26 protein-coding genes are annotated in these 23083 nt (G+C 36.7%); 17 read left to right on the top strand and 9 right to left on the bottom strand.

Going from position 1 to position 23083, the window contains the following annotated elements; translation table 11 throughout:
• Positions 1-23 precede the first annotated feature (23 nt).
• Together ACTJJ9_RS04595 and ACTJJ9_RS04600 are read right to left on the bottom strand one after the other, a co-directional pair.
• Positions 24-1382, bottom strand: coding sequence for a sensor histidine kinase (locus tag ACTJJ9_RS04595; protein ID WP_145581381.1), 1359 nt, complete (start codon positions 1380-1382; stop codon positions 24-26).
• Positions 1379-2044, bottom strand: coding sequence for a response regulator transcription factor (locus tag ACTJJ9_RS04600; protein ID WP_145581382.1), 666 nt, complete (start codon positions 2042-2044; stop codon positions 1379-1381). Before ACTJJ9_RS04600 ends, ACTJJ9_RS04595 begins: the two co-directional genes overlap by 4 nt.
• 429 nt (positions 2045-2473) lie before the next feature.
• Between ACTJJ9_RS04600 and ACTJJ9_RS04605 the strand changes: the two genes are divergently transcribed.
• The 4 genes from ACTJJ9_RS04605 (at position 2474) to ACTJJ9_RS04620 (ending at position 4742) form a co-directional block, all read left to right on the top strand.
• The gene (locus ACTJJ9_RS04605; protein WP_145581383.1) at positions 2474-3733 is read left to right on the top strand and encodes a S1C family serine protease; all 1260 of its coding nucleotides are present in this window, start codon (positions 2474-2476) and stop codon (positions 3731-3733) included.
• A 227-nt stretch (positions 3734-3960) separates the two neighbouring features.
• On the top strand, positions 3961-4113 hold the full coding sequence (locus ACTJJ9_RS04610; RefSeq protein ID WP_170944190.1) for a hypothetical protein: 153 nt from the start codon (positions 3961-3963) through the stop codon (positions 4111-4113).
• Positions 4114-4181: 68 nt separating this feature from the next.
• The gene (locus tag ACTJJ9_RS04615) at positions 4182-4382 is read left to right on the top strand and encodes a YozQ family protein (RefSeq protein ID WP_145581384.1); all 201 of its coding nucleotides are present in this window, start codon (positions 4182-4184) and stop codon (positions 4380-4382) included.
• A gap of 258 nt (positions 4383-4640) precedes the next feature.
• Positions 4641-4742, top strand: a complete 102-nt coding sequence (locus ACTJJ9_RS04620; protein ID WP_095297381.1) for a YjcZ family sporulation protein — start codon at positions 4641-4643, stop codon at positions 4740-4742.
• 144 nt (positions 4743-4886) lie between these two features.
• On the opposite strand, the gene ACTJJ9_RS04625 is transcribed toward ACTJJ9_RS04620, so the two are convergent.
• Genes ACTJJ9_RS04625 through ACTJJ9_RS04635 form a run of 3 tightly spaced genes read right to left on the bottom strand, consistent with a single transcriptional unit; the run spans position 4887 to position 6133 of the window.
• Positions 4887-5204, bottom strand: coding sequence for a DMT family transporter (locus ACTJJ9_RS04625; RefSeq protein WP_440768483.1), 318 nt, complete (start codon positions 5202-5204; stop codon positions 4887-4889).
• A gap of 4 nt (positions 5205-5208) precedes the next feature.
• Entirely contained in the window at positions 5209-5550 is a 342-nt protein-coding gene (locus ACTJJ9_RS04630; RefSeq protein ID WP_145581385.1) for a DMT family transporter, read from the bottom strand.
• A complete protein-coding gene (locus ACTJJ9_RS04635) occupies positions 5543-6133 on the bottom strand; it encodes a TetR/AcrR family transcriptional regulator (protein WP_095297389.1) in 591 nt (196 codons plus the stop codon). Before ACTJJ9_RS04635 ends, ACTJJ9_RS04630 begins: the two co-directional genes overlap by 8 nt.
• A 181-nt stretch (positions 6134-6314) precedes the next feature.
• On the opposite strand from ACTJJ9_RS04635, the gene ACTJJ9_RS04640 reads away from it, so the two are divergent.
• From ACTJJ9_RS04640 to ACTJJ9_RS04650, 3 genes are all read left to right on the top strand, one after another.
• A complete protein-coding gene (locus ACTJJ9_RS04640; RefSeq protein ID WP_440768484.1) occupies positions 6315-7484 on the top strand; it encodes a D-alanyl-D-alanine carboxypeptidase family protein in 1170 nt (389 codons plus the stop codon).
• A gap of 87 nt (positions 7485-7571) precedes the next feature.
• Entirely contained in the window at positions 7572-7751 is a 180-nt protein-coding gene (locus tag ACTJJ9_RS04645) for a twin-arginine translocase TatA/TatE family subunit (RefSeq protein WP_095297393.1), read from the top strand.
• 136 nt (positions 7752-7887) lie between these two features.
• Positions 7888-8544, top strand: coding sequence for a potassium channel family protein (locus tag ACTJJ9_RS04650; RefSeq protein WP_145581386.1), 657 nt, complete (start codon positions 7888-7890; stop codon positions 8542-8544).
• Between the two features lie 41 nt (positions 8545-8585).
• Here ACTJJ9_RS04650 and ACTJJ9_RS04655 read toward each other — a convergent pair whose 3' ends face one another.
• Positions 8586-9311: a ZIP family metal transporter gene (locus ACTJJ9_RS04655; protein WP_095297397.1), complete on the bottom strand. Its 726-nt coding sequence runs from the start codon at positions 9309-9311 to the stop codon at positions 8586-8588.
• 191 nt (positions 9312-9502) lie between these two features.
• Between ACTJJ9_RS04655 and ACTJJ9_RS04660 the strand changes: the two genes are divergently transcribed.
• The 3 genes from ACTJJ9_RS04660 to ACTJJ9_RS04670 are packed head-to-tail and all read left to right on the top strand — an operon-like array spanning position 9503 to position 11333.
• Entirely contained in the window at positions 9503-10321 is an 819-nt protein-coding gene (locus ACTJJ9_RS04660) for an ABC transporter ATP-binding protein (RefSeq protein ID WP_145581387.1), read from the top strand.
• On the top strand, positions 10314-11060 hold the full coding sequence (locus ACTJJ9_RS04665) for an IucA/IucC family C-terminal-domain containing protein (protein ID WP_145581388.1): 747 nt from the start codon (positions 10314-10316) through the stop codon (positions 11058-11060). Before ACTJJ9_RS04660 ends, ACTJJ9_RS04665 begins: the two co-directional genes overlap by 8 nt.
• An 18-nt stretch (positions 11061-11078) precedes the next feature.
• The gene (locus ACTJJ9_RS04670; RefSeq protein ID WP_095297403.1) at positions 11079-11333 is read left to right on the top strand and encodes a YusU family protein; all 255 of its coding nucleotides are present in this window, start codon (positions 11079-11081) and stop codon (positions 11331-11333) included.
• A gap of 100 nt (positions 11334-11433) precedes the next feature.
• On the opposite strand, the gene ACTJJ9_RS04675 is transcribed toward ACTJJ9_RS04670, so the two are convergent.
• A complete protein-coding gene (locus ACTJJ9_RS04675) occupies positions 11434-11775 on the bottom strand; it encodes a spore coat protein (protein ID WP_170944193.1) in 342 nt (113 codons plus the stop codon).
• A 10-nt stretch (positions 11776-11785) separates the two neighbouring features.
• Positions 11786-12052 carry a hypothetical protein gene (locus ACTJJ9_RS04680; protein WP_095297405.1) on the bottom strand — a complete coding sequence of 89 codons (267 nt, stop codon included), beginning with the start codon at positions 12050-12052 and terminating at the stop codon, positions 11786-11788.
• A 310-nt stretch (positions 12053-12362) separates the two neighbouring features.
• On the opposite strand from ACTJJ9_RS04680, the gene ACTJJ9_RS04685 reads away from it, so the two are divergent.
• Positions 12363-13253 (top strand): proline dehydrogenase family protein, encoded by an 891-nt coding sequence (locus tag ACTJJ9_RS04685; protein ID WP_212591198.1) that lies wholly within the window; start codon positions 12363-12365, stop codon positions 13251-13253.
• Positions 13254-13424: 171 nt separating this feature from the next.
• On the opposite strand, the gene ACTJJ9_RS04690 is transcribed toward ACTJJ9_RS04685, so the two are convergent.
• Entirely contained in the window at positions 13425-13574 is a 150-nt protein-coding gene (locus tag ACTJJ9_RS04690) for a YuzL family protein (RefSeq protein ID WP_095297409.1), read from the bottom strand.
• Between the two features lie 185 nt (positions 13575-13759).
• Here ACTJJ9_RS04690 and ACTJJ9_RS04695 point away from each other — a divergent pair, with 185 nt between their 5' ends.
• The 6 genes from ACTJJ9_RS04695 to iolB all read left to right on the top strand — a co-directional run bounded on the left by ACTJJ9_RS04695 (position 13760) and on the right by iolB (position 23075).
• The gene (locus ACTJJ9_RS04695) at positions 13760-16141 is read left to right on the top strand and encodes a 3-hydroxyacyl-CoA dehydrogenase/enoyl-CoA hydratase family protein (RefSeq protein WP_186324168.1); all 2382 of its coding nucleotides are present in this window, start codon (positions 13760-13762) and stop codon (positions 16139-16141) included.
• 64 nt (positions 16142-16205) lie between these two features.
• Positions 16206-17381 carry an acetyl-CoA C-acetyltransferase gene (locus tag ACTJJ9_RS04700; RefSeq protein ID WP_145581390.1) on the top strand — a complete coding sequence of 392 codons (1176 nt, stop codon included), beginning with the start codon at positions 16206-16208 and terminating at the stop codon, positions 17379-17381.
• A 59-nt stretch (positions 17382-17440) separates the two neighbouring features.
• A complete protein-coding gene (locus ACTJJ9_RS04705; protein ID WP_145581391.1) occupies positions 17441-19225 on the top strand; it encodes an acyl-CoA dehydrogenase family protein in 1785 nt (594 codons plus the stop codon).
• A gap of 186 nt (positions 19226-19411) precedes the next feature.
• The gene (locus ACTJJ9_RS04710) at positions 19412-19801 is read left to right on the top strand and encodes a tautomerase family protein (protein ID WP_095297422.1); all 390 of its coding nucleotides are present in this window, start codon (positions 19412-19414) and stop codon (positions 19799-19801) included.
• 890 nt (positions 19802-20691) lie between these two features.
• Entirely contained in the window at positions 20692-22167 is a 1476-nt protein-coding gene (locus tag ACTJJ9_RS04715; protein ID WP_440768485.1) for a CoA-acylating methylmalonate-semialdehyde dehydrogenase, read from the top strand.
• 89 nt (positions 22168-22256) lie between these two features.
• Positions 22257-23075, top strand: coding sequence for a 5-deoxy-glucuronate isomerase (gene iolB / locus ACTJJ9_RS04720; RefSeq protein ID WP_145581392.1), 819 nt, complete (start codon positions 22257-22259; stop codon positions 23073-23075).
• Positions 23076-23083 lie beyond the last annotated feature (8 nt).

The following is a 23083-nucleotide window of genomic DNA, read 5'->3' on the forward strand; positions in this document are numbered from 1 at the left end:
ATATCGAGAGGGGTCCGACTTTTTTATGATCGTTTAACAGGACTCTCGATATTAGGGATTTCCACATAAAACGCAGCACCATCATCTTCGTTTTCTGCCCATACATTAGCTCCGTGTATGTTTGCGATCCGTTTCACAATGCTTAACCCGATTCCGAATTCTCCATTCTGTCCCTTTTCAAATGGTTCGAATAGCTTGTCCTTTAATGCTTCATCGAGCATTGGCCCATCATTCCAAAAGCGGAGGACAAATTTATCCTGAGATCTTGTAATTGAAATCGAGATAATTGTTTTTGCATACCGTAAAGAGTTTTCTAAGAGGTTTTCGATAAGCTTTTCCCATTGCTCAGCATCACCTAGAATTGTTGCCTCCTCTAAGTTTAAATCCCAATTAAGCTCAGGCTTTGCCCATTTAATCCGATCAACTTCTTCATATATTAACTGATCAAGGGAAAAATCGGCTTTAAGCGGTTTTCGTGTTGATAAGAAATCAAGCTTTGTTAAATAAAGTAAGTCTTTAATTTTTTTCTCAAGCTTTTCGGATTCCTCTTCAATCACATCCATCGTACTTGTTAAATCACCTTTAGGAAAGATGCCATCGTTTACTGATTGTGCGTAGCCTCTTATGACCATTACCGGTGTTTTTAAATCATGTGAAATATTTTGCAATAAAGTTTGCTGTGCTTCATCTTTGCGAATGAGATGCTGTCGCATTTTTTCAATTGTATGCCCGAGACGACCAATTTCGTCATTTCGGTCAACTTCAACTGGTTCATACCACTCTTGTTCGGAAAATTTCTTTACATGCTTTTCAAGCTTTACGAGAGGCTTAGATAAATATCTCGCAAGCCAAATCGATGGAATCCAGCTTAGTATAAAAACAAAAAACATAACGATCATTAATTGGCGGAACAATGTGTAAACTAAATCATTTCGATACGTATCCCATGAATAAGAAAGAATATAGTAATCCACTCCTTTATATGAGATGTCCTTTCTAATGACGAAAAAAAGTGTTTGATTATCAAGATTTTTTTCATATCGGGCAACACTACGGGATTGTAATTGCGCAAGCTCCTGGGTTTGTCTTATAAATTCACGTGATAATTCAGGATTATCTTCATCAATAAACTGATCATAAAGTGGAATACCTAAATGACTAACGGACTGACCCTGCTTTTTCCCATTTTCAAAAAAAGGATAACTTCCTGTATTCATATAATCTAATAAAAGTAGCTGCTGATTTTCGATCGTTTTATAAATTTCCTTCGTAAAGAAATCTCTTAACGTTGTTGGAAACAGAATGAGTAATAATAAGGAAATGACAATGAGGATCCCCGAAAAAACAGCCCAAATTTGAAATGCGAGTGATTTGTTTTTCATCCTTTTAGCATCCTATACCCAAAGCCATAAATCGTTTCTAATTTAAGGTCAGGCATTTTTTTTCGTAACCGTCTAACTAAATCATCAACAACCCGATCCGTACCAAAGTAATCAGAGCCCCATAAGTTCTCTAAAATTTGCTCTCTTGAAAATGCCTGTCCTTGGTTATGGAGAAATAAGTGTAACAGGTCAAACTCTTTTGACGTTAAATTAATTTCCTTTCCATCCAAGTAGGCAGTACGGATCTGTTCATCAATTTGATAGGGAGGGATGCTAATCATTCCGATTGCTTCCTCAGAATATGTTCTTGATAATAGCTTTTGGACTCTAATTACTAATTCTCTAGGTAAAAATGGTTTTGAAATATAATCATCACTACCTAATTCAAGCCCTAATACACGATCAATGTCAGCATCTCGTGCAGAAATAAAAATAACGGGGACATCTGGTGTCTCAGCTTTAATCTCTCTTATTAATTGATAACCATCTATATCTGGAAGCATGATATCTAGTATCCATAAATGAGGTGGTTGATTAATAAGACCTCTTGCATCCATTCCTGTTGAACAAGAAGTAACCGCCCAGCCTTCATTTTTTAAGTACATCGTTAATAATTCGTTTAAATTCGTTTCGTCTTCAACTAAATAAATGGTGTAAGTCATGCTTTCACATCCTTTCAAAGGCTATTATACAACGTTCTATTCTTTTATGTGAGCAAGAAAATTTGATTTAGTATGTAGAACAAACTCCTTGTCACACGAGGTCATAAACTAAAACATAATGCTGAAGGCAAGAACACTATCTTTTTTGATTTAGCTTAATTTTTCTTTTTCACAATTTCCCATAATTCTTTCATTTTTATCCCAAACTCATTTTGTATAGTAAGACATGTAGAGGAGATAAATTAAAAATAAGTTAATTTAAAATGAATGATAAAAAATGTTTCTTACTTATTAATTTTAAGAAAGTAGGGATATGATGAATGTTAATATGAGAGCTGTTTTGTTTACAGGATTGTCTTTATTAATTGCTTTAATTGTTATTGGAGGATATGTGAGCACACAAGCATAACTTCATAGGAGGTAGTAATTATGGGATATTATGATGAAACAGATTTGACTCGGGAACATGTAAAACCAACGAAACAAAAGAAAAGTATCAAGCCATTTTTCACTTCATTATTAAGCGGTGTCGTTGGTGGAGCTTTAGTTCTAGGTGTTACAACATATACGAATCAGCAAGAGGAGCCGAAGGTATCAACTAATAATGCATCTGTTGAAACATTTGAACAAACTGACGATCCAGATTCAGCTGTTGTTTCTACTGAGAAATTGTCAGCTAGTTCAAATTCGATCGCCGATATTGTTGATAGTGTATCACCAGCGATTGTGGGAATAACAAATCTGCAATCCCAAAATAGTGGAGACATTTTTGGGAACTTCTCACAAAGGTCTGATAGTGAAAGTGTGGAGAGTGGGACAGGCTCAGGGGTAATCTTCAAAAAAGAAGGTAATGCAGGGTATGTTCTTACAAACAACCATGTCATTGAAGGTGCAGAATCAATTCAAGTAACATTGTTTAATGGCGATAAAGTAGAGGCTGAGCTAGTAGGTGCCGATGCTTTAACTGATATTGCTGTATTAAAAATTGATGCTAAGCATGTCACAGTAGTAGCTGATGTAGGAGATTCCGCAGCCCTCCGCACAGGTGAGGATGTCATAGCGATCGGAAATCCATTAGGTGAAGAATTTACTAGAACAGTAACACAAGGAATCATTAGTGGTGTTGATCGAACAATTGATGTCACAACATCAGACGGAAATTGGGCATTAAATGTTATTCAAACAGATGCTGCGATTAACCCAGGAAATAGCGGTGGCCCTCTCATCAATATGAGCGGAGAAGTAATTGGTATTAACAGCTTGAAAATTTCTGAAAGTGGAGTTGAAGGTTTAGGCTTTGCAATCCCGAGTAACGATGTCATTCCAATTGCTGAAGAGCTGATGAAAAATGGTAAAATTCAGCGACCGTTCATCGGCGTAGGTCTTGTTGAGATGAGTGAAGTACCAGAATATTATTTGCGTGAAAATATGAACCTTCCTGAAAATGTCAAAGAAGGAGTCATTGTTGGAAATGTTTCACCTAGCTCCCCAGCGGATGAAGCAGGATTAAAACAACAAGACGTAATTGTTGCGATGAATGGAGAAGCCCTCTCCAGCGCAAGTGAATTAAGAAAATATCTCTATACTGAAACGAAAATTGGTGAACAAGTAAAATTAACAGTTTATCGTAATGGCAAAAAAATGGATGTCACATTAAAGCTGACAAACCGCGATGCAACAAATGCATAATAATAGTTAGGTCAGCTACTTACAATACTTGGAATTACCGTTACTCTTTTATATAGATTTTTAAAACGTCGTCTCAAATCCCCCTTTGAGACGACGTTTTTTTACGTTTCAAGCTTTGCCTGTCCAACTGCTCATAATGAGGAAAGTTCAACATGACTGTTTAACATTTCCTTTATTTAAATAATCAACATATATCTAGGAAATACTAAAGAAAAGGGGTGATAATAGTGAAAAAATTTCAAGATGACAAGAATGATAAAATCGCACCTGGAATGGATGATCAAGAGGAATTAAATCAATCTGCCTCACAATCAGAAATTGAACGGGGCGAATCCACAAAGGTTGTAAGATTATCGTTAGATGAGGTCGATCCTTCATAAATTATATTTTCGTGATGAGTAGTATGTCTTTTATTAGTAAATAGTAATGAGAGAAAGGAGTGATTCAAATGGAGAAAAAATCTAATGAAAACAACACAAAAATTGCTGGTCGTTTTTATGAGGTTGAGGACTATAATAGAGAAGATTCCATATCATCTGGGTTAGCTACAACACATGAGCAAGTATCAGATGATTATATGGAAGGAACTGTTGATGGAATGATACAAGAAAATGTTCATACATCAGAAAGAATGCCTAAAAAAGAATAAGCAAAGAAGGGTACATATGTTGTTAAAGCGGCTGATAGTATTGATTCTATCGGCCTTTTTGTATAGGGATATTTGGACTAAACCCTTACTAAAAGGCACAACAAAATAAGAATATTAGACACGGTAAACCTAGTATTTTCTTGATTTAAGCTATCAAAGGTAAAACTTGAATGAATAGGCATATAGCTCAAACATTCCGAAGTACTATTTCATATAGTGTTTATGTATTGTGAAAAAATACAGAAAGAGGTGAACAGAATGGGTTATGAAGGTGGATATGCAGGAGGCTTTGCACTAATTGTTGTCTTGTTCATCTTGTTAATCATCGTAGGTGCTGCTTACGTTGGTGGCGGATACTAAGAATTAAAGTAGAGAGTAAAGGGACAGTCCCCATTTAGGTGGCTGTCCCCTTTATTTTATCGGCTGTTATTTTATAATAAGGTTGTGATTAATTATTTAATCACAACGCCACCACTTTGAAATGGGGAAATGAAACCCTCCATTTTAATACGGAATAAATTTTAATCCAATTGTGGCACAAATAATCATCGCAATAAATAATAATCGCTTACATCCTGCCGATTCCCCGAAAAATAGAATCCCAATAATTGCACTGCCTACCGTGCCAATCCCAGTCCATACGGCATAGGCCGTTCCCATAGAGATTGTTTTCATTGCTAATGAAAGAAGGGAGAAGCTAAGAATAAAGCCTGCTACTAGATAGAGAAAATGCAAAAATGTCTTTTTTTCATTAAATTTAGAAATTGCTGCAACACCTGCAATCTCACAAAAACCAGCTAAAATAAGAAAAATCCAGCCCATTATCTTACACCTCTTCTTTCGGAACTTCATGTTCACCAGTTACTACCTTAAGGCCAATTACACCTGTAATGAGCACTGCACATAAACATATTTTTATCCAGCTAAATGGAGCATGGAAAAAGATTATTTCTGCAAGAACGGTTCCTGCTGCTCCCAGACCAGTAAATACAGCATAAACTGTGCTGACAGGTAATACATTTGTTGCTTTTAATAATAAATAGAAGCTTGCTACAATAGAAAAAATTGTTCCTGTCCAAGCAAGCGGATCAGCAGCATGCTTTAATCCTGACACCCAGCTAACCTCAAATACTGAGGCGATATATATAAGTACCCAATTTTTATTCATTTCTATTTTCCTCCACACGTTCACTAATTCCACGCCAATAAATTTTCCAACAAGCGGCTAGTCTTCTTTCAAACCTTTCTCTTCCGCTATAGAGTAGTTCGACTAATACTGAATCGATTAATCCGATATAAGCGATAACTGCTTCTTTAATTGGAACAGATAGCCCTTTCGCCTTATTAAGAAAAAACTTTGTCATAATTTCCTCAATCTCATCGAAGTATTTATAAATAGAAGACATAACTTTTTCGTATAAATGAGAAGGAGGAAGATAGCACATTCTTAACAGAAACTTAGTATCAGGATTTACCTCATATTGAATATTATACCGATTAATAAATTGGTAAAGAGCCTCGTCAAATTTAAGGTCTTCAGTTTGTTGAAAGAAAGTTGCTAATGACTTTTTTTCTCTATCTAGCACTTCTTGCAAGACAGTAAGGAATAATTGGTCTTTATTAGCAAAATGAGTATATATCGATTGCTTTTTTATCCCAACTGCACTTGCGATGCTTGCTAAAGCTGTTCCATCATATCCATCGTTAGCAAATTGGATAAGTGCAGCTTGCTTAATTTTTGTCGCAGACATTTTCTCACCTTCCTGACGTTCGTCAGTTTTTAGTGTATAGGGACGTTTTTCTTTCGTCAATCAATTTCATTTTTGAAAATAGACCAATAGTCCTATTATTGCTAATTACTGACATTGCTTTTTAACCATGTCCCTTGTTATTCTATAAGTTGATTGATAAAGATAAGGAGTAAGCCAAAATATGTTAAAAAAACAAGTATCGAGTGCGATAATTATAGTGTTGTGCTTATTCTTATTTCCAACAATAATAAGTGCGAATACAAATGAACAACTTGAATTATATAGCGAAGCAGCTATTTTAATAGATGCCCAATCAGGGCAAGTATTATATGAAAAGAACAGTCAAGAAAAATTACCACCAGCAAGTATTACGAAAATCGCAACTGCCATTTACGCAATTGAAAATGGCAATTTAGATGATATTGTAACGGTTAGTGAAAATGCGAGGAATGCAGAGGGAACAAAAGTATATTTAGAAGCAGGTGAACAGGTTCCCTTGCTTAAGCTCGTTCAAGGACTATTAATAAATTCAGGAAATGATGCAGGAGTTGCGATTGCTGAACATTTATCAGGTTCAGTTGATGAGTTTGTCGTTGATTTTAATCGTTATTTAGAAGAAGTGATTGGTGTGGAAAACACACATTTTACTAATCCACACGGCCTATATGACCCAGACCATGTAACGACAGCGGAAGATATGGCGAAAATTACTCAATATGCAATGAAAAATGAAACCTTCCGTGAAATTTTTAGTACAAAAGAGCTGCCATGGGATGGGGAAACGTGGGATACAACGCTTATCAATCATCACGTAATGGTTAGAGACGGTTCCTATGAGGGGGTTACTGGGGGGAAGAACGGCTTCGTCACTGAAGCAGGTTTTACCCTAGTAACGACGGCAAATCAAGAAAATATAAGCTTAATAGCAGTTACGATGAAAACAATGTACGATAATCAAGTGTATGAGGATACAACAAAATTGTTTAATTATGGTTTTCAGCATTATGAAACAGATACTATAGAAATGAATAGCCAATTTGTAGACAGTGAGGATAATCAGTATAAAACCGCTGAGAATATTTATTACACGAAAAAAATAGGCGAAATTGTTGAAGAAGATGTAACAACTTCAGGGAAACTTGTCATAAAAGGTGAAGACGGGAGAAAGCTTGTTGAGAAAAAGCTTGAATTAGTAACAAATAAGGAAAAAGAGAAGCAGCAAATTAAGAATGAAACTATCTACCAAACAGATGATAATAGGGAGCAGCATCTTCGGATTATCATTCCGATTTCCCTCATTATTTCTTTTCTCATTGCAGCAATTTTCTTCAAACAAACAAGAAAGATTTAATTGTCATAAATTCTTCTTTGCATAAATAACAACGTTCAAGTATAATTTAGGAAGATTTCGATTATTAGACGAAAGAAGTGTATACACATGAACTTGGGTTTCGGAGAAATCATGCTAATTGTGTTTGTCGCTTTATTGCTCTTTGGTCCGAAAAAGCTTCCAGAACTAGGGAAAGCTGCAGGAAAAACGTTACGAGAGTTTAAAAGAGCTACAAAAGGGCTAATGGACGATGAAGAAGATACGGCTACTACGAAAAAGGAACAATAACGTTTACTGACTTTGGCAATAGTCCAGAGTCATTTTTTTTTGCTAAAAATGACGATGATAAGTGTAACGGATGATTTATGTCCATTTATCAAACAATAATGTAAGAGATTAAAACAGAAGAAGGTAGGAGTTTTTTGTGAAAAAGCAATTTGCTGTATTTGGCTTAGGACGCTTTGGTGGTAGCTTAGTTAAGGAATTTTATAAGCAAGGCATTGAGGTGCTTGCTATTGATAAAAGTGAGGAGAAAATCCAACAATATGCCCAATATGCGACACATGCGGTTAGAGCAAATGGAGTTGATGAGCGTTCATTAAAACAATTAGGTGTTAAAAATGTTGATCATGCCTTTGTATCGTATGGTGATGATATTGAAGCGAGTATTTTAACATCCCTTCTGTTAAAGGAGCTTGGGATTCCAAAGGTCTGGGCAAAGGCTCAAAATGATTATCACCAAAAGGTATTAGATAAAATCGGTGTTGATCGTGTCATACATCCGGAACGTGATATGGCAAAGCGGATTGCTCATCATATTATTTCAGAAAAAATGATCGATTATATTGAGCTTTCGAAGGAATATAGTCTAGTAGAAATTGTTGCGACGAAAAAACTTTATAATAAAACAATTTCTGACTTGGATATTGCAACAAGATATGGCTGTAATGTCGTAGGAATTCAGCGAGGTGAGGAAATTTGTGTTTCGCCTAGCATGAATGAAAAAATCGTTATGGGGGATGTATTACTGATTATCGGAAAAAACAAAGATATCGTTCATTTTGAAGAAGTAGGTATGTAGCATTAGGGTCTGACACCTTTAGGGGACTGACCCTCTTTTTTTTATATATGAGATAAAATGAGTGAGCATACTAAACCAAGAGAGGAAATAAACCCTACAATTGGTCCGCCATCTTCAAATGCCTCAGGAACCATCGTTGTAATAATCATTGCGATAATACCTCCAGCTGCAAATGAAGAGATGAATGCGGTGACGTTAGGAGACGCATTGTTTAAAAATAAATAGCCTAATAATGAACTAATCGAAGCGAGTAAAACAATGATACTCCACATCATAAGAAGGGTTTTATTTTGATACCCATCCCGCTTTAAGCCAATTGTACTTGATAGTCCTTCAGGAAAATTACTAATAAATACGGCAATCACCATTAAATAGCTAACTGTTCCGTGTTCAAGCAGACTAACCCCAATAATGACTGATTCAGGTATAGCATCAATAATCGTACCAATAAGGATAGCTAGTCCAGAGCTTTTCCCCTTTCGTTTATTTGATCGCTTTCTTTCATGACCACCACGGTGGGAGATGATTAGTTCTGAAACAGTAAAAATAATTGACCCTGAAAGGAATCCAATTGTTGTTGGTAATAACCCACCTTTACTCACTGATTCGATTAATAGCTCAAATGAAGCTGCCCCAATTAAAACTCCCGTACCGAAGGACATGATGAGACCAGTCGTTAACTTTGATAATTGCTTGAACATTCCCAAGATAGCACCTAGTAAAATAGAGGAACCTGCAAAAGCTCCCCAAAATGCAGCCTGAAGCATTATATCACCACCTTCCAACCTGTATTTTCCCCAATTAAGTCAGAATAAACAGGAATTTCACGAGTGAGGAATAAAATGGAAATTCGATAGGTGTAAAAGTGTAATTGAAAATGATTTTCAAAGTCACTGTATTTTGATAAAATAAAGGAACAACTAATATCGGTAAATTTCGTGGTAGGAGCGATAAATATATGTATGCATTTGAAACAAATCATCTCACCTTGTCTTATGGCGATACGACAATAATTGACGAATTAAATATCGAAATTCCTAAAGGGGAAATTACAGTATTCATTGGAAGCAATGGCTGTGGAAAATCAACGTTGCTACGTTCCTTAGCAAGGCTGTTAAAACCAAAGCAAGGGGCGATTATTCTTGATGGACATGAAATTGCGGCATTTCCGACAAAGGAAGTAGCAAAAAGATTAGCAATATTGCCCCAAGGCCCAGTAGCTCCTGAAGGGTTAACAGTACACCAATTAGTCAAGCAGGGAAGATATCCACACCAAAGCTGGTTAAAGCAATGGTCAGTAGAAGATGAGGCTGCTGTTGCAAATGCTCTTGAAGCAACAGGGATGTCCGAGCTTGCTGCTCGACCAGTCGATGCCCTTTCAGGAGGACAAAGGCAACGTGCCTGGATTGCGATGACGCTTGCACAAAAAACAGAAATCATTTTACTCGATGAACCGACAACTTATTTAGATATGACACATCAAATTGAAATATTGGATTTATTATTTGAATTAAATGAACGGGAAAAACGGACAATTGTAATGGTCTTACATGATTTAAATCTTGCCTGTCGTTACGCACATAACCTTGTTGCCCTTAAGGAGCAAAAGGTATATGCTCAAGGAAGACCTGAAGAAATTATGAGTACGAAGCTTGTCCAAGATGTTTTTAATATGGACTGTACAATTACAGATGATCCGTTGTTTGGAACACCACTTTGTATTCCGCATGGAAAAGGTAGACGAATATTGATTAAAGTAGGAGTTTTAAATGGCTAAATTGACACATAATGAAATTGAAGCATTAATGAAATTTCGTTTTAGTGCAGAGAAAAGCGAAAATCACTTAACATTAACAGGTCTTGAGCTTATAAATTCAGATCGTCTACAAATACTGATAGATAATTATTTGCAGGCAAAGCTAAATACAGATAAGCAGTCGGTTATAGGATCGATGATTGTAAAAAGCTATGCCTTCTTAGCTGCCCTTGTCCTTCATTCTATGAGTGTTTTTGATAAAGGATTGGATAGTTCGCTTGAGAATATATCTATTCAAACAGAAGATTCAGGACCGTTCTGGTTACCAAGCTTTTATTTTTACAACCTTAATGTCACGACACCTGATGCTGGTTATCGTGATAAGTGGCGGAGCGATGTTGTGAAATTGCTATTTACTGAAAACTTTTCAAGAGTGATTACCTCCATTTCGAAGCAGTTGAAGGTCTCAAAGGCGATTTTATGGGAGAATACAGCTACTTATATTTTTTGGATGTATGAAACATTATTAGAGGATGCCTCCTTATCGGATGAGATGAAAGCGAAAATTGAAGATGATTTTCAATTCATCATTCATGAGGCAGTACCAGAACTTTTTGCAACGAAATCAAGAAACCCAATAACACAATTTTATCTTCCGAAGCAAGACAATATTCGAATGCGGAAAACGTGTTGTTTATTTTATTTAACATCTAGCAGTCGTGATCGTTGCTCAACATGCCCAATTGAATGCAAAAAATAAGTACTAGGGGGCTGTAAAATGGAAAGTGAATTTCGCAAGCAATTTGATGGATTATGCGAAAAATATACGGAGCTCCTTTTAGGAGATGCATCTGAGGAGTTAATCGAAAAAGTAAAGGTCTGGGCGTTATATACACATATTGCAAAATCAATGCCTCCATTAGCAAAGCACTGGAATGCAACATACCCGGATGCAAAAGATGAAATGAAGGCTTTAATTAGTGAAATTAAACAACTAAATGAACAGCATCGGGCAAATAAAAATAAAGATTAAAAAAATCAGCTTCCCTTATGAAAGCTGATTTTTTTGATTTAGAAAGCTTTAGTATTTATCACACCATGTCAGAGCTGAATTGGTTTTTACTATACGGACATCATTGAGTCATATTTCCATATGGAGACTGCTCATTGATATAATTTGTAAATTGCTGATGTGATTGTTGTAACTTTTGTCCGTCTGCAGCTTCAAGTGAGTACCAGCCATTTTTAAACATGAGGTTATACATATCACGTTGAGACTGTTGGGTTTCATTGAAAATTGCTAATATATCTTGATAAAGGTCCTCATGGCTTGCTTCATTTAATGCTGTTGAATAGGATGCTGTTAAATATTTTTCTGTTGCTAATAAATCATTAATAAAATCACGGTCATTCATTTGTGGACCTTTTTGTACTTGTGTTTCAGGGTTCGTAATTTTTTGGTTATTATTCATCATTTTTTCACTCCTATTGAAGCTGTGTTCCAGCGGATGGTTGCTGATGCATTTGTAAATGATTTAAAATTTTTTGATAGTGTCTGTTGTGCATTTGCCCGACCTGTTCCAATTGATTTTTAATCTCTTGATTTTGGCATTGGCCAGCAAAAAAATGTGCCTTTTTCATTGCTAACAGGTTCCAAGAAAGCATATCTGTTAAATACATGTGATCCTTTGTTGACACAATGCTTGGTGGCTGTTGCATCGTACCTTGCTGCTCAATATTTTGTTCTTGCATAAACTTAACCCTCCTCATAATAAGTAACCTTATTTTCCCACTTAATAGTTATTTCATTCATTCCGTTTCTATTTTTTGTTAAATGCTTCGTTGAAAAAACGAACAGGTAAGTAATATAGCTTAAGGACATATCAGCCATCCTATTCGAATAAACTTGAGTAAGTTGAAATGGAATGTATCTCATATGAAAAGGTAGGCTTGTCCTTAGCTTCACAAGCACTTGTGTCAAAAGGAAAGGAATACCTTTATGTCATTACTATCTTATGCATGAGGAGGGTTTTTATTGGAAAAAATACTTCGAAACTCTTTCATGTTTTTATCTAGAAATAAAATGATGACCAAATTAGCAAAGAGATACGGATTAAGATTTGGGGCATCGCGATTTGTAGCAGGTGATACGATTGACCATGCAATTAACGTTATCAAGGAGTTAAATAGTAAAGGTTTAGATGTTACGCTCGATTACTTAGGGGAGTTTATTGAAGATGTTCAAGAGGCAAATGAAATGGCCGATAACTGTATTAAAGCGATTGAAGCGATCGGAAACCATCGATTACAATCACAGGTTTCTTTAAAATTAACTTCGATGGGGTTGGATATTTCGGAAGAAGTTGTCCTGCAAAATATGAGGCGAATTTTAACCGCAGCAAAACGTCATCAAATTTTTGTAACAATAGATATGGAAGATTACTCACGCTGTGAAAAGACATTAGAGATTTTCAAAACATTAAGAAGAGAATATACAAATATTGGGACGGTTCTTCAAGCTTATTTATACAGAACAGTGAAAGATATCGAGGAGCTGAATGAGTATAATGCGAGCCTACGCTTAGTGAAGGGTGCATATAAGGAATCCCATAAGGTCGCTTTTCCAGAAAAAAAGACTGTTGATAAAAATTACATGCAGATTATCAAAATGCATTTACTAAATGGAAACTTTACAGCTGTTGCGACACATGATGACGCGATCATTCAATATACGAAAACATTAGTGAAGACTCATCGCATTCCACTTGAGCAATTCGAATTTCAAATGCTATATGGTATACGACCTGAAAAACAGCTTGAAATTGTCAAAGAAGGGTACAAAATGCGTGTCTATGTTCCGTACGGGACAGATTGGTATGGATATTTTATGAGAAGATTAGCGGAACGACCAGCAAATGTTGCCTTTGTCCTAAAGGGGATGTTTAGAAAATAATGCTTAGCTTTTATAATGGAGATAGGAAAGGGTAAAATTTATGCTGAAGGAGCTAGTTTTTATCTGGCTCCTCGAGGTCACAAGACAAATCAGAATTAAAGGTAAAAAACACCTTCAATTCTGATTCGCCTTTTTTGACCTCCGCTGAAAAAGGCGCTTACTCTTCTCTTATTATTCGTCACCCATATTATGTTGTTTGTATTGTTGATTTTGGCTTGTTCGCTTGCCACCGCCAGCACGTTCTACTGTAGGACCTGCATTACCTTTTACACTTGCTGCACTTACTCCAGCCTTAGAAGGATTCTTTTTAAGTCGAGCCATGAGTTCATCACCTCCTAAATACATATCGTTACCAACGTAAGCTGTAATTATTTGAAAATTAGGAGGAAATGTATTGAAGAAATAATGGAAATCTTTTATATTAATAGTAAGATACTCAAATAAAAGTGTCATTTTTTTATATCAGGAAAATGAATGAGTATTCATTCAAAGGGGGAATAAGCATGATCAAACGCATTAAAAAAGCTGCTGTTATTGGTTCTGGAATAATGGGATCGGGAATTGCAGCACATTTAGCAAATATCGGCATCCCTGTTTTACTTCTAGATATTGTACCTCATGAATTGAATGATGATGAAAAGAAGAATGGTCTATCATTATCTGACAAAGTCGTTCGAAATCGAATTGCTACCTCTGCCATTCAATCATTAACAAAGCAAAAACCAGCCCCACTGACAATACAAGAAAATAGCAAATTAATTGAGGCTGGTAACCTCGAAGATGATTTACCAAATATTTCAGAAGTTGATTGGGTTATTGAAGTTGTTGTTGAAAACCTTGATGTAAAGAAAAAAGTGTTTACTGAAATAGATAAATACCGAAAACAAGGAAGCATCATTAGTTCAAATACGTCAGGTATTTCAGTCGAAGCAATGGCTGAAGGAAGATCAGAAGACTTCAGGAAGCATTTTTTAGGAACTCATTTCTTCAATCCTCCTCGTTATTTAAAGCTATTGGAAGTCATTCCAACAAAGGATACAGCTGAAGAAGTTTTATCCTTTATGAAGAAATTTGGTGAGGATATTCTCGGAAAAGGAGTCGTTGAGGCAAAGGATACACCGAATTTTATTGCCAATCGCATCGGCACATACGGCTTGCTTATTACGGTAAAAGAAATGCTTAAAAGCGGCTACAGCGTTGGGGAAATTGACTCAGTAACAGGACCTTTAATTGGAAGGCCGAAAAGTGCAACATTTCGTACTCTAGATGTAGTGGGCTTAGATACCTTTGCACATGTGGCAAACAATGTGTATGAGCAAGTTGAGGGAAAGGAGAAGGAAGTTTTTGAAATTCCTGCCTTTATGTCAAAGATGCTTGATAACAATTGGCTTGGAAGCAAAAGTGGGCAAGGCTTTTACAAAAAAGAGGGAAATGAAATTCTCGAATTAAACCCTGCAACACTTGAATATGAGCAAAGAAAAACATTACAGGCACAATCAATTGAACTTGCGAAACAAGCTAAGGGAGCCTCCAATAAGTTGAAAGCGCTTTTCTCCTCAGAGGATCGGGCTGGATCTTTATTAAAAAGCATCATCATTCCAACGCTTGTATACTCTGCGGAAATGCTCGGTGAAATTGCTGACGACATTGTTGCGATTGATCGTGCGATGAGATGGGGATTCGGTTGGGAACAAGGGCCATTTGAGCTTTGGGATGCAGTCGGAGTTTCAAAGGTGCTAAAGGAAATAGAAAACCAAGGTTTCATAGCACCAGATTGGGTGTTAGAAATGGTCGCAAAAGGAAATGAGAGCTTTTATCGAAATGAGAATGGAGTGCTATTTTACTATAAAAATGGTGAATATCGTCAAGTTATCGAAAATCCAAAGACTATTAACTTAAAAACATATAAAGAAGTAAATGGTGTCATTAAGAAAAACAGTGGTGCAAGCTTAATTGACCTAGGGGATAATGTGGCACTATTAGAGTTTCATTCGAAAAGCAATGCGATTGGCTTTGATATTATTCAAATGATTAATTATGCGATTGATGAAGTTGAAAAAAATTATAAAGGTCTTGTAATTGGGAATCAAGGGAAAAACTTTTGTGTTGGTGCAAACCTTGGAATGATTTTAATGGAAGCACAGGATGATAATTATTTTGAAATTGATCTAGTTATTAGACAATTTCAACAGGCCATGATGAAACTGAAATATAGTCAAAAGCCTGTTGTTGCTGCCCCATTTGGGATGACTTTAGGTGGTGGAGCTGAAATATGCTTACCATCAAGCAGCATCCAAGCATCTAGTGAGACTTATATGGGCTTAGTCGAGGTTGGAGTCGGGGTAATTCCAGGTGGAGGCGGAAATAAAGAACTCTACATTAAACATCTAAGCAGTATGCCACAAAATGTAGACTTTGATTTGCAGTCGGTCGCAAATAAAGTATTTGAGACAATTGCGATGGCAAAGGTATCCACCTCTGCTGCAGAAGCAAGGAAAAACTCTTTTCTAAATCAACACGACAACATTAGCATAAATGGTGATCATCTATTATATGATGCAAAGCAACGAGTCATTGAGCTCCATGATAATGGTTATCTACCGCCAATTCGTAAAAAAATACCTGTTGTAGGTGATACGGGGTATGCGACAATGCTCCTTGGTGCACAGTCGATGCATTTATCTGGATTTATTTCAGACCATGATTTAAAGATTGCCAAAAAACTAGCCTTTGTTATAGCTGGAGGAAGGGTCCCGTTTGGAACAGAGGTTGATGAACAATATTTATTAGATTTAGAGAGAGAAGCGTTTTTAAGTTTAGTAGCTGAGGCGAAATCCCAGCAGCGTATGCAGCATATGCTTTTAAAAGGGAAACCGCTCAGAAATTAATGAACGATAAATTAATTTCAGCAAATGTTTTGTAACGATCGGAAACAAAGGGGAGGTTGGAGATATGAAGGAAGCAGTCATTGTCGCTGGAGCAAGAACACCAGTTGGGAAAGCGAAGAAGGGAACATTAGCAAATATGCGTCCTGATGATTTAGGGGCAATTGTTGTAAAAGAAACGTTAAAGCGAGCAGGTGATTACGAGGGAAATATTGATGATTTAATTATTGGCTGCGCAACACCGGAGGCAGAGCAAGGCTTAAATATGGCTAGAAATATTGGTGCACTTGCAGGCCTTCCTTATACAGTGCCTGCGATTACAATTAATCGTTACTGCTCCTCTGGCTTACAAAGCATTGCATTTGCGGCAGAAAAAATCATACTAGGTCATGCAAATACATCGATTGCTGGTGGTGTTGAATCCATGAGCTTAGTCCCGATGATGGGGCATATTGTTAGACCAAATGCAAAGCTAGCAGAAGAAGCACCTGAATATTATATGGGGATGGGACATACAGCAGAACAGGTAGCGAAAAAGTATGGAATTACGAGAGAAGAGCAGGATGCATTTTCAGTGAGAAGCCACCAAAGGGCGGCAAATGCAATAAAAGAGGGGAAATTTGCCGAAGAAATTGTACCAGTTGAAGTTGTAACAAAAACAGTTGGACCTGATCATAAGCTTCAGGAGAATCGGAAAATTTTCCAGCAGGATGAGGGGGTCAGGGTGAATACAAATTTGGATGTCCTAGCTTCACTTCGTCCCGCTTTTTCTACAACGGGGACGGTTACTGCTGGAAATTCATCACAAACAAGTGATGGGGCTGCAGCCGTTCTATTAATGGAACGTGAAAAGGCAGAAGCAGAAGGATACACACCGATTGCAAAGTTTCGCTCATTTGCTGTCGCTGGAGTTCCACCTGAAATAATGGGGATTGGTCCAGTTGCAGCTGTGCCATTAGCGTTAAAATATGCCGGGCTTGAGCTTTCTGATATCGGTTTATTTGAGATAAATGAAGCATTTGCTTCCCAAGCGATTCAAGTCATTCGGGAGCTCGGCTTAGATGAAGAAAAGGTGAATGTGAATGGTGGGGCAATTGCACTAGGTCATCCATTAGGATGCTCTGGTACGAAATTGACTTTAACTCTTATTCATGAAATGAAACGACGTCAAGAACAATTTGGAATAGTAACAATGTGTATTGGTGGTGGTATGGGAGCAGCGGGAGTATTTGAATTAATATAGGAATGTAATTGTAAGGGGTACTTAGTGTTTACATTAAACATGAAAATGGGGGAATATTCATGTCAAAAGCGGCTGAGGCAATTATTAAAGGTGGAAGCTTTTTAATCGAGGATTTAACGTATGAACAAATTTTCACACCAGAGGATTTTACCGATGAGCATAAAATGATTGCAAAAACGACAGAGGATTTTGTTGTAAATGAGGTATTGCCACATCTTGATGATATTGAAAATCATCAATTTGATAAGTCTGTGAAACTATTAAAAAAAGCAGGGGAGCTTGGCTTACTTGGAGCCGATGTACCGGAGGAATACGGCGGGATCGGTCTTGATAAAATAAGCTCAGCGTTAATTACCGAAAAAATCTCCCGTGCAGGAAGCTTTTCTTTATCCTTTGGGGCACATGTTGGGATTGGCTCGCTACCGATTGTTTTATTCGGGAATGAGGAGCAAAAGCAAAAATATTTACCAGACCTTGCAACTGGAGAAAAATTAGCAGCCTATGCATTAACTGAGCCAAACTCCGGATCTGATGCGCTAGGGGCGAGAGCTGTAGCAAAGCTAAATCAAGAAGGGACTCATTACCTTTTAAATGGAGAAAAGCAATGGATTACAAACTCCGGCTTTGCTGACATATTTATCGTATATGCAAAGGTAGATGGTGAACATTTTTCTGCATTTATTGTTGAGAAGGAATTTAAAGGTGTGTCGACAGGACCTGAAGAAAAGAAAATGGGAATTAAGGGTTCCTCGACAAGAACATTAATACTTGAAGATGTCGCGGTTCCAAAGGAAAATTTATTAGGTGAACTAGGTAAAGGTCACGTCATTGCCTTTAATATTCTTAATATTGGTCGTTATAAATTAGCGGTCGGTACAATTGGCGGCGCAAAAAGAGTAATTGATCTATCTGTCCAATATGCAAATCAGCGCCAGCAATTCAAAACACCGATTTCTCGCTTTTCGTTAATTGGAGAAAAATTAGCGAATATGGCAGTGAAAACATACGTTATGGAAAGCTCTGTTTATCGAACTGTAGGATTATTCGAAGATCGAATGAGTCGTTTAACAGCTGAACAATTACAGGATGGAAAAGAAGTAGCAAGCGCTATTGCAGAGTATGCAATAGAGTGTTCTTTGAACAAGGTGTTTGGTTCTGAAACACTTGATTATGTCGTAGACGAAGGAGTGCAAATCCACGGCGGCTACGGATTTATGGCTGAATATGAAGTAGAAAGAATTTATCGTGATTCACGAATTAATCGGATTTTTGAAGGAACAAATGAAATAAATCGCCTCCTAGTCCCTGGAACTTATTTACGGAAAGCATTAAAAGGAGAGCTACCATTATTCCAAAAAGCACAAAGCTTACAGGAGGAATTAATGATGCTTATGCCTGAGGAGGTAGGCGATGGGACATTAGAGCAAGAAAAGCATCTTTTGAAAAATGCGAAGAAAATTGCTATTTTAATCGCGGGACTTGCTGCACAAAAATATGGGAAAGACCTTCAGAAGGAGCAAGAGGTTCTTGTCAATATTGCAGATATTGTAAGCAATATTTATGCAATGGAATCAGCTATCCTCCGAACAGAAAAAGCAATTGCTCGCACTGGAGAGGAAAAGAACAAGCAAAAGCTTCTCTACACCGAAGTATATTGTCAGGAGGCCTTCAATGAAATTGAAGCACACGCAAAAGAGACACTAATTGCCGTAGAAACAGGTGATTCGTTACGGATGATGCTTTCGGCATTACGAAAATTCACACGTCATACACCGATAAATGTTATTAGTAAAAAACGTGAGATTGCCAAAGTGTTGATTGAGAAAAATGCTTATTTAGCATAAATATCAAGAGACTTAAGCAAAGACGCTTGGATAATTGAACTGCAGCCAAATTGTTGGAAAATATCTAACAATTGGAGGTGCGGTTCAAATAACCAAGCGTTTTGTTTATGGAATAAAAACAAAAATATTGCCAAGAGTTAACCAAAATATTATAATTACTTTATCATTTTGTTAGGGGGTTTTAAAATGCCGTTGATAAGAGTTGATGTAGTAGAGGGCCGTGATGAAAGGTCTCTAAAAGAATTATTGGATGCGATTCACCGAGCTGTTGTAAAAGCATTTGACGTACCTGAAAGAGATCGTTACCAAATTGTTAGCCAGCATCCAGCAAATGAACTAATCATCCAAGACACGGGCTTAGGTTTTGAAAGAAGCAAGGATGTTGTTGTGATTAGCGTAACAAGTACTGAAAGAAGCACGAAACAAAAGAAGGAGTTCTATCAATTAGTTGCTGAAGAGCTAGAGAAAAGCTGTGGGATAACATCTAATAATATTATGATATCGATCGTAACAAATGGAGCAGCAGACTGGAGCTTTGGATTTGGTGAAGCACAATTTTTATTAGGACAGCTATAGTAACCCTATATTGATTGTTATGGTGAGATATTTCCATGTTTTATAGAAAGAACAATTTTTCATTTTATATAAGACACATCTAAAAATAATCTAATATGACTTTTGCCACCTCAAACAGATATATTGATAGCTAAACTTTATGAAAAGGATTTAAAACCATTTTTTAATACTTCTATAAGGTCTGTACTGGAATAATCAGAGCAGACCTTTCCTTTTTCTGAAATATCCCAATTCATTGTACCTTTAAACCTTTTATATAGTAGCCTACTAATCTTACATTTTAATAAATTACCTTCCTCTTTTTCTATAAGGATATCACTGTTTAAATTTGAACAGATGCATGAGGATCCTGCTTAGATAATTATGGCAAAGGGAAACCTTCCAGACGTTAATAAACTAAGCTTAAGAACCACCAAGGGCGTGCCTCTTGCTGAAATCAACAACAAAGTATTACAGAAACGTCTATAAGTATGTATACATGCATATTAATTGAGCTAGTAATAATGAACATAAGATAATTCTCAAGAATTACCCATGAAAATATAAAAAACATAGAAAAATAATTGACTGAAAGCGTTTTTAGTATTAAGATAGAGTCAGACATAACCAAAAGATAACCAAAATATAATAATCTATAAATAATGACATAAGGTTATCGCTAGATTTACAGGCGGCAATAGGACCTTCACTCATGCTCTTCTCTAGTACAAATTTAATAAAGGAAAACTATTTCAAATTAATCGAAGCAGTAGGAGTGAACTGCATGCTCCACAGAAAACGAGCAGCACCAATGTGAAGGTTGACTTTACTGCTTGCCACAACTACTTAAATAGCAACAATGTTATAAAAATGGCCCTACTTTAGGGGAAATCGCTAAGGAGGAAGTTGAAATGTCTGAAGTAATCACGAGGGTTAAAAAGCTAAAAAACTTTATAAATGGTGATTGGGTAGAAAGTAAAACGACTCAATATGAAGATGTTTACAATCCTGCTACAAATGAAATAATTGCTCAAGTGCCTATTTCAACAAAAGAAGAAGTTGATTATGCGGTAGAAGTTGCTGCAAAGGCATTTAAGGAATGGCGAAATGTTCCAGTTCAAAAACGGGCTAGAATTTTATTTAACTTCCAACAGCTTTTACAAAATAATAAAAAGGAGCTAGCTCGTATTATTACACTTGAAAATGGTAAAAACCTTACGGAAGCATTGGGTGAGGTTGGACGTGGAATTGAGAATGTAGAATTTGCAGCAGGAGCACCAACTCTCATGATGGGGGATTCCTTAACTACAATTGCAACAGATGTTGAGATTACGAATTACCGTTATCCAATCGGAGTTGTTGGGGGTATTACACCTTTTAACTTTCCGATGATGGTACCTTGCTGGATGTTCCCAATGGCGATTGCGGTAGGAAATACATTTGTTCTTAAGCCATCTGAAAGAACTCCTTTGCTAGCTGAAAAATTAGCAGAGCTACTAGAAGAAGCTGGTCTTCCAAAAGGCGTATTCAATATGGTACATGGTGCACATGATGTTGTAAATGGTCTATTGGATCATCCAGAGGTGAAGGCGATTTCATTTGTAGGCTCACAGCCTGTTGGTGAGTATGTATATAAACGAGGAAGTGCAAATTTAAAACGCGTTCAAGCGTTAACTGGGGCAAAGAATCACTCAATTGTTTTACAGGATGCTGATTTAGAGCATGCAACGACAAATGTGATTGCTTCAGCATTTGGTTCAGCTGGTGAGCGCTGTATGGCATGCTCTGTTGTAGCTGTTGAAGATGATATTGCAGATGCGTTTTTACAAAAATTAATAGAGAAAACAAAAGAAGTGCAAATTGGGAATGGGCTTGATGAAGGTGTATTTTTAGGTCCTGTTATACGCGAGCAAAATAAACAACGAACTTTAGAATATATTCAAAAAGGAGCTAATGAAGGTGCTAAATTAGTATGTGATGGCCGTCAGTCTGTACCAGAAGAAGGGTATTTTGTTGGACCAACAATTTTTGATGAGGTAACAACGGATATGAGCATTTGGAAGGACGAAATTTTTGCACCAGTTTTATCAATTATACGTGTGAAAAATTTAAAAGAGGCGGTTGAAATAACAAATAAATCAGAATTCGCAAATGGTGCTTGTATTTATACATCAAATGCTTCTTCCATCCGTTACTTCCGTGAAAATATTGATGCAGGTATGTTGGGAGTTAACTTAGGTGTACCGGCACCAATGGCATTCTTCCCATTCTCTGGCTGGAAATCGTCCTTCTATGGTACTTTACATGCAAATGGTAAGGATAGTGTTGATTTCTATACGCGTAAAAAGGTAGTAACAGCTAATTATAAAGCACCAACTTTTGAATGAAATGAAAACCCTCCGCTATTATCTCTATAGGAGTTTTATAGGATAATAGCAATTCTCATTTTAACTTAAACAAAAGGAGCGCACATACAATGAGTAAATTACTCCGAAAACCAAAAGCAGTTGAAATATCGCCAGGTGTAACACTCATACATGATGTCATGACAGATAGTTCATTATTGGAGTTCGTTGGAATGAAGGTCATTGATTTGAATCCTGGTGCTACATATACAGAAGATTTAGACAAGGTAGAATGTTGTATTGTTGCTTTAACTGGTAAAATTACTGTTTCTGATCAACAAGTAACGTTTGAAAATATCGGGAAAAGAGAGTGTGTATTTGAGAAGAAGCCAACTGATAGTGTGTATGTTTCAAATAATCAGCAATTTCAAATTGAAGCGAATAGTCAGGCAAGAGTAGTTCTCTGTTATTCTCCATCACACCAGCAATTGCCGACAAAGCTAATTAAAGCAGAAGATAATCAAATTGAATATCGCGGAAAATATAGCAATAAACGATTAGTTCATAATATTTTACCTGATTCAAATCCTGCTGCTAATAGCTTGCTCGTTGTTGAAGTATTCACTGATAGTGGCAATTGGTCTAGCTATCCACCACATAAACATGATCAGAATAACCTGCCATATGAATCTTTCTTAGAAGAGACGTATTATCATGAGATGAATCCAAAGCAAGGCTTTGTCTTTCAGCGCGTTTATACAGATGATCGCACATTAGATGAAACAATGGCAGTGGAAAACGGAGATGTTGTCATAGTGCCGAAAGGATATCATCCAGTTGCTGTTCCTGACGGCTATGATTCTTATTACTTAAATATTATGGCCGGTCCTAAACGTATTTGGAAATTCCATAACGAACGTGCGCATGAATGGATCTTAGAGAGAAAATAAAAAGGTAA

The sequence above is a fragment of the Metabacillus sp. 22489 genome (assembly GCF_052044855.1).
Lineage (GTDB): Bacteria > Bacillota > Bacilli > Bacillales > Bacillaceae > Metabacillus > Metabacillus niabensis.

Bases quoted from the DNA above. Each gene is read 5' to 3' on its own strand.
- ACTJJ9_RS04595 (WP_145581381.1), bottom strand. From the start codon at position 1,382: ATGAAAAACAAATCACTCGCATTTCAAATTTGGGCTGTTTTTTCGGGG.
- ACTJJ9_RS04600 (WP_145581382.1), bottom strand. From the start codon at position 2,044: ATGACTTACACCATTTATTTAGTTGAAGACGAAACGAATTTAAACGAA.
- ACTJJ9_RS04605 (WP_145581383.1), top strand. From the start codon at position 2,474: ATGGGATATTATGATGAAACAGATTTGACTCGGGAACATGTAAAACCA.
- ACTJJ9_RS04615 (WP_145581384.1), top strand. From the start codon at position 4,182: ATGGAGAAAAAATCTAATGAAAACAACACAAAAATTGCTGGTCGTTTT.
- ACTJJ9_RS04620 (WP_095297381.1), top strand. From the start codon at position 4,641: ATGGGTTATGAAGGTGGATATGCAGGAGGCTTTGCACTAATTGTTGTC.
- ACTJJ9_RS04625 (WP_440768483.1), bottom strand. From the start codon at position 5,204: ATGGGCTGGATTTTTCTTATTTTAGCTGGTTTTTGTGAGATTGCAGGT.
- ACTJJ9_RS04630 (WP_145581385.1), bottom strand. From the start codon at position 5,550: ATGAATAAAAATTGGGTACTTATATATATCGCCTCAGTATTTGAGGTT.
- ACTJJ9_RS04635 (WP_095297389.1), bottom strand. From the start codon at position 6,133: ATGTCTGCGACAAAAATTAAGCAAGCTGCACTTATCCAATTTGCTAAC.
- ACTJJ9_RS04640 (WP_440768484.1), top strand. From the start codon at position 6,315: ATGTTAAAAAAACAAGTATCGAGTGCGATAATTATAGTGTTGTGCTTA.
- ACTJJ9_RS04645 (WP_095297393.1), top strand. From the start codon at position 7,572: ATGAACTTGGGTTTCGGAGAAATCATGCTAATTGTGTTTGTCGCTTTA.
- ACTJJ9_RS04655 (WP_095297397.1), bottom strand. From the start codon at position 9,311: ATGCTTCAGGCTGCATTTTGGGGAGCTTTTGCAGGTTCCTCTATTTTA.
- ACTJJ9_RS04660 (WP_145581387.1), top strand. From the start codon at position 9,503: ATGTATGCATTTGAAACAAATCATCTCACCTTGTCTTATGGCGATACG.
- ACTJJ9_RS04665 (WP_145581388.1), top strand. From the start codon at position 10,314: ATGGCTAAATTGACACATAATGAAATTGAAGCATTAATGAAATTTCGT.
- ACTJJ9_RS04670 (WP_095297403.1), top strand. From the start codon at position 11,079: ATGGAAAGTGAATTTCGCAAGCAATTTGATGGATTATGCGAAAAATAT.
- ACTJJ9_RS04675 (WP_170944193.1), bottom strand. From the start codon at position 11,775: ATGATGAATAATAACCAAAAAATTACGAACCCTGAAACACAAGTACAA.
- ACTJJ9_RS04680 (WP_095297405.1), bottom strand. From the start codon at position 12,052: ATGCAAGAACAAAATATTGAGCAGCAAGGTACGATGCAACAGCCACCA.
- ACTJJ9_RS04685 (WP_212591198.1), top strand. From the start codon at position 12,363: ATGTTTTTATCTAGAAATAAAATGATGACCAAATTAGCAAAGAGATAC.
- ACTJJ9_RS04690 (WP_095297409.1), bottom strand. From the start codon at position 13,574: ATGGCTCGACTTAAAAAGAATCCTTCTAAGGCTGGAGTAAGTGCAGCA.
- ACTJJ9_RS04700 (WP_145581390.1), top strand. From the start codon at position 16,206: ATGAAGGAAGCAGTCATTGTCGCTGGAGCAAGAACACCAGTTGGGAAA.
- ACTJJ9_RS04705 (WP_145581391.1), top strand. From the start codon at position 17,441: ATGTCAAAAGCGGCTGAGGCAATTATTAAAGGTGGAAGCTTTTTAATC.
- ACTJJ9_RS04710 (WP_095297422.1), top strand. From the start codon at position 19,412: ATGCCGTTGATAAGAGTTGATGTAGTAGAGGGCCGTGATGAAAGGTCT.
- ACTJJ9_RS04715 (WP_440768485.1), top strand. From the start codon at position 20,692: ATGTCTGAAGTAATCACGAGGGTTAAAAAGCTAAAAAACTTTATAAAT.
- iolB (WP_145581392.1), top strand. From the start codon at position 22,257: ATGAGTAAATTACTCCGAAAACCAAAAGCAGTTGAAATATCGCCAGGT.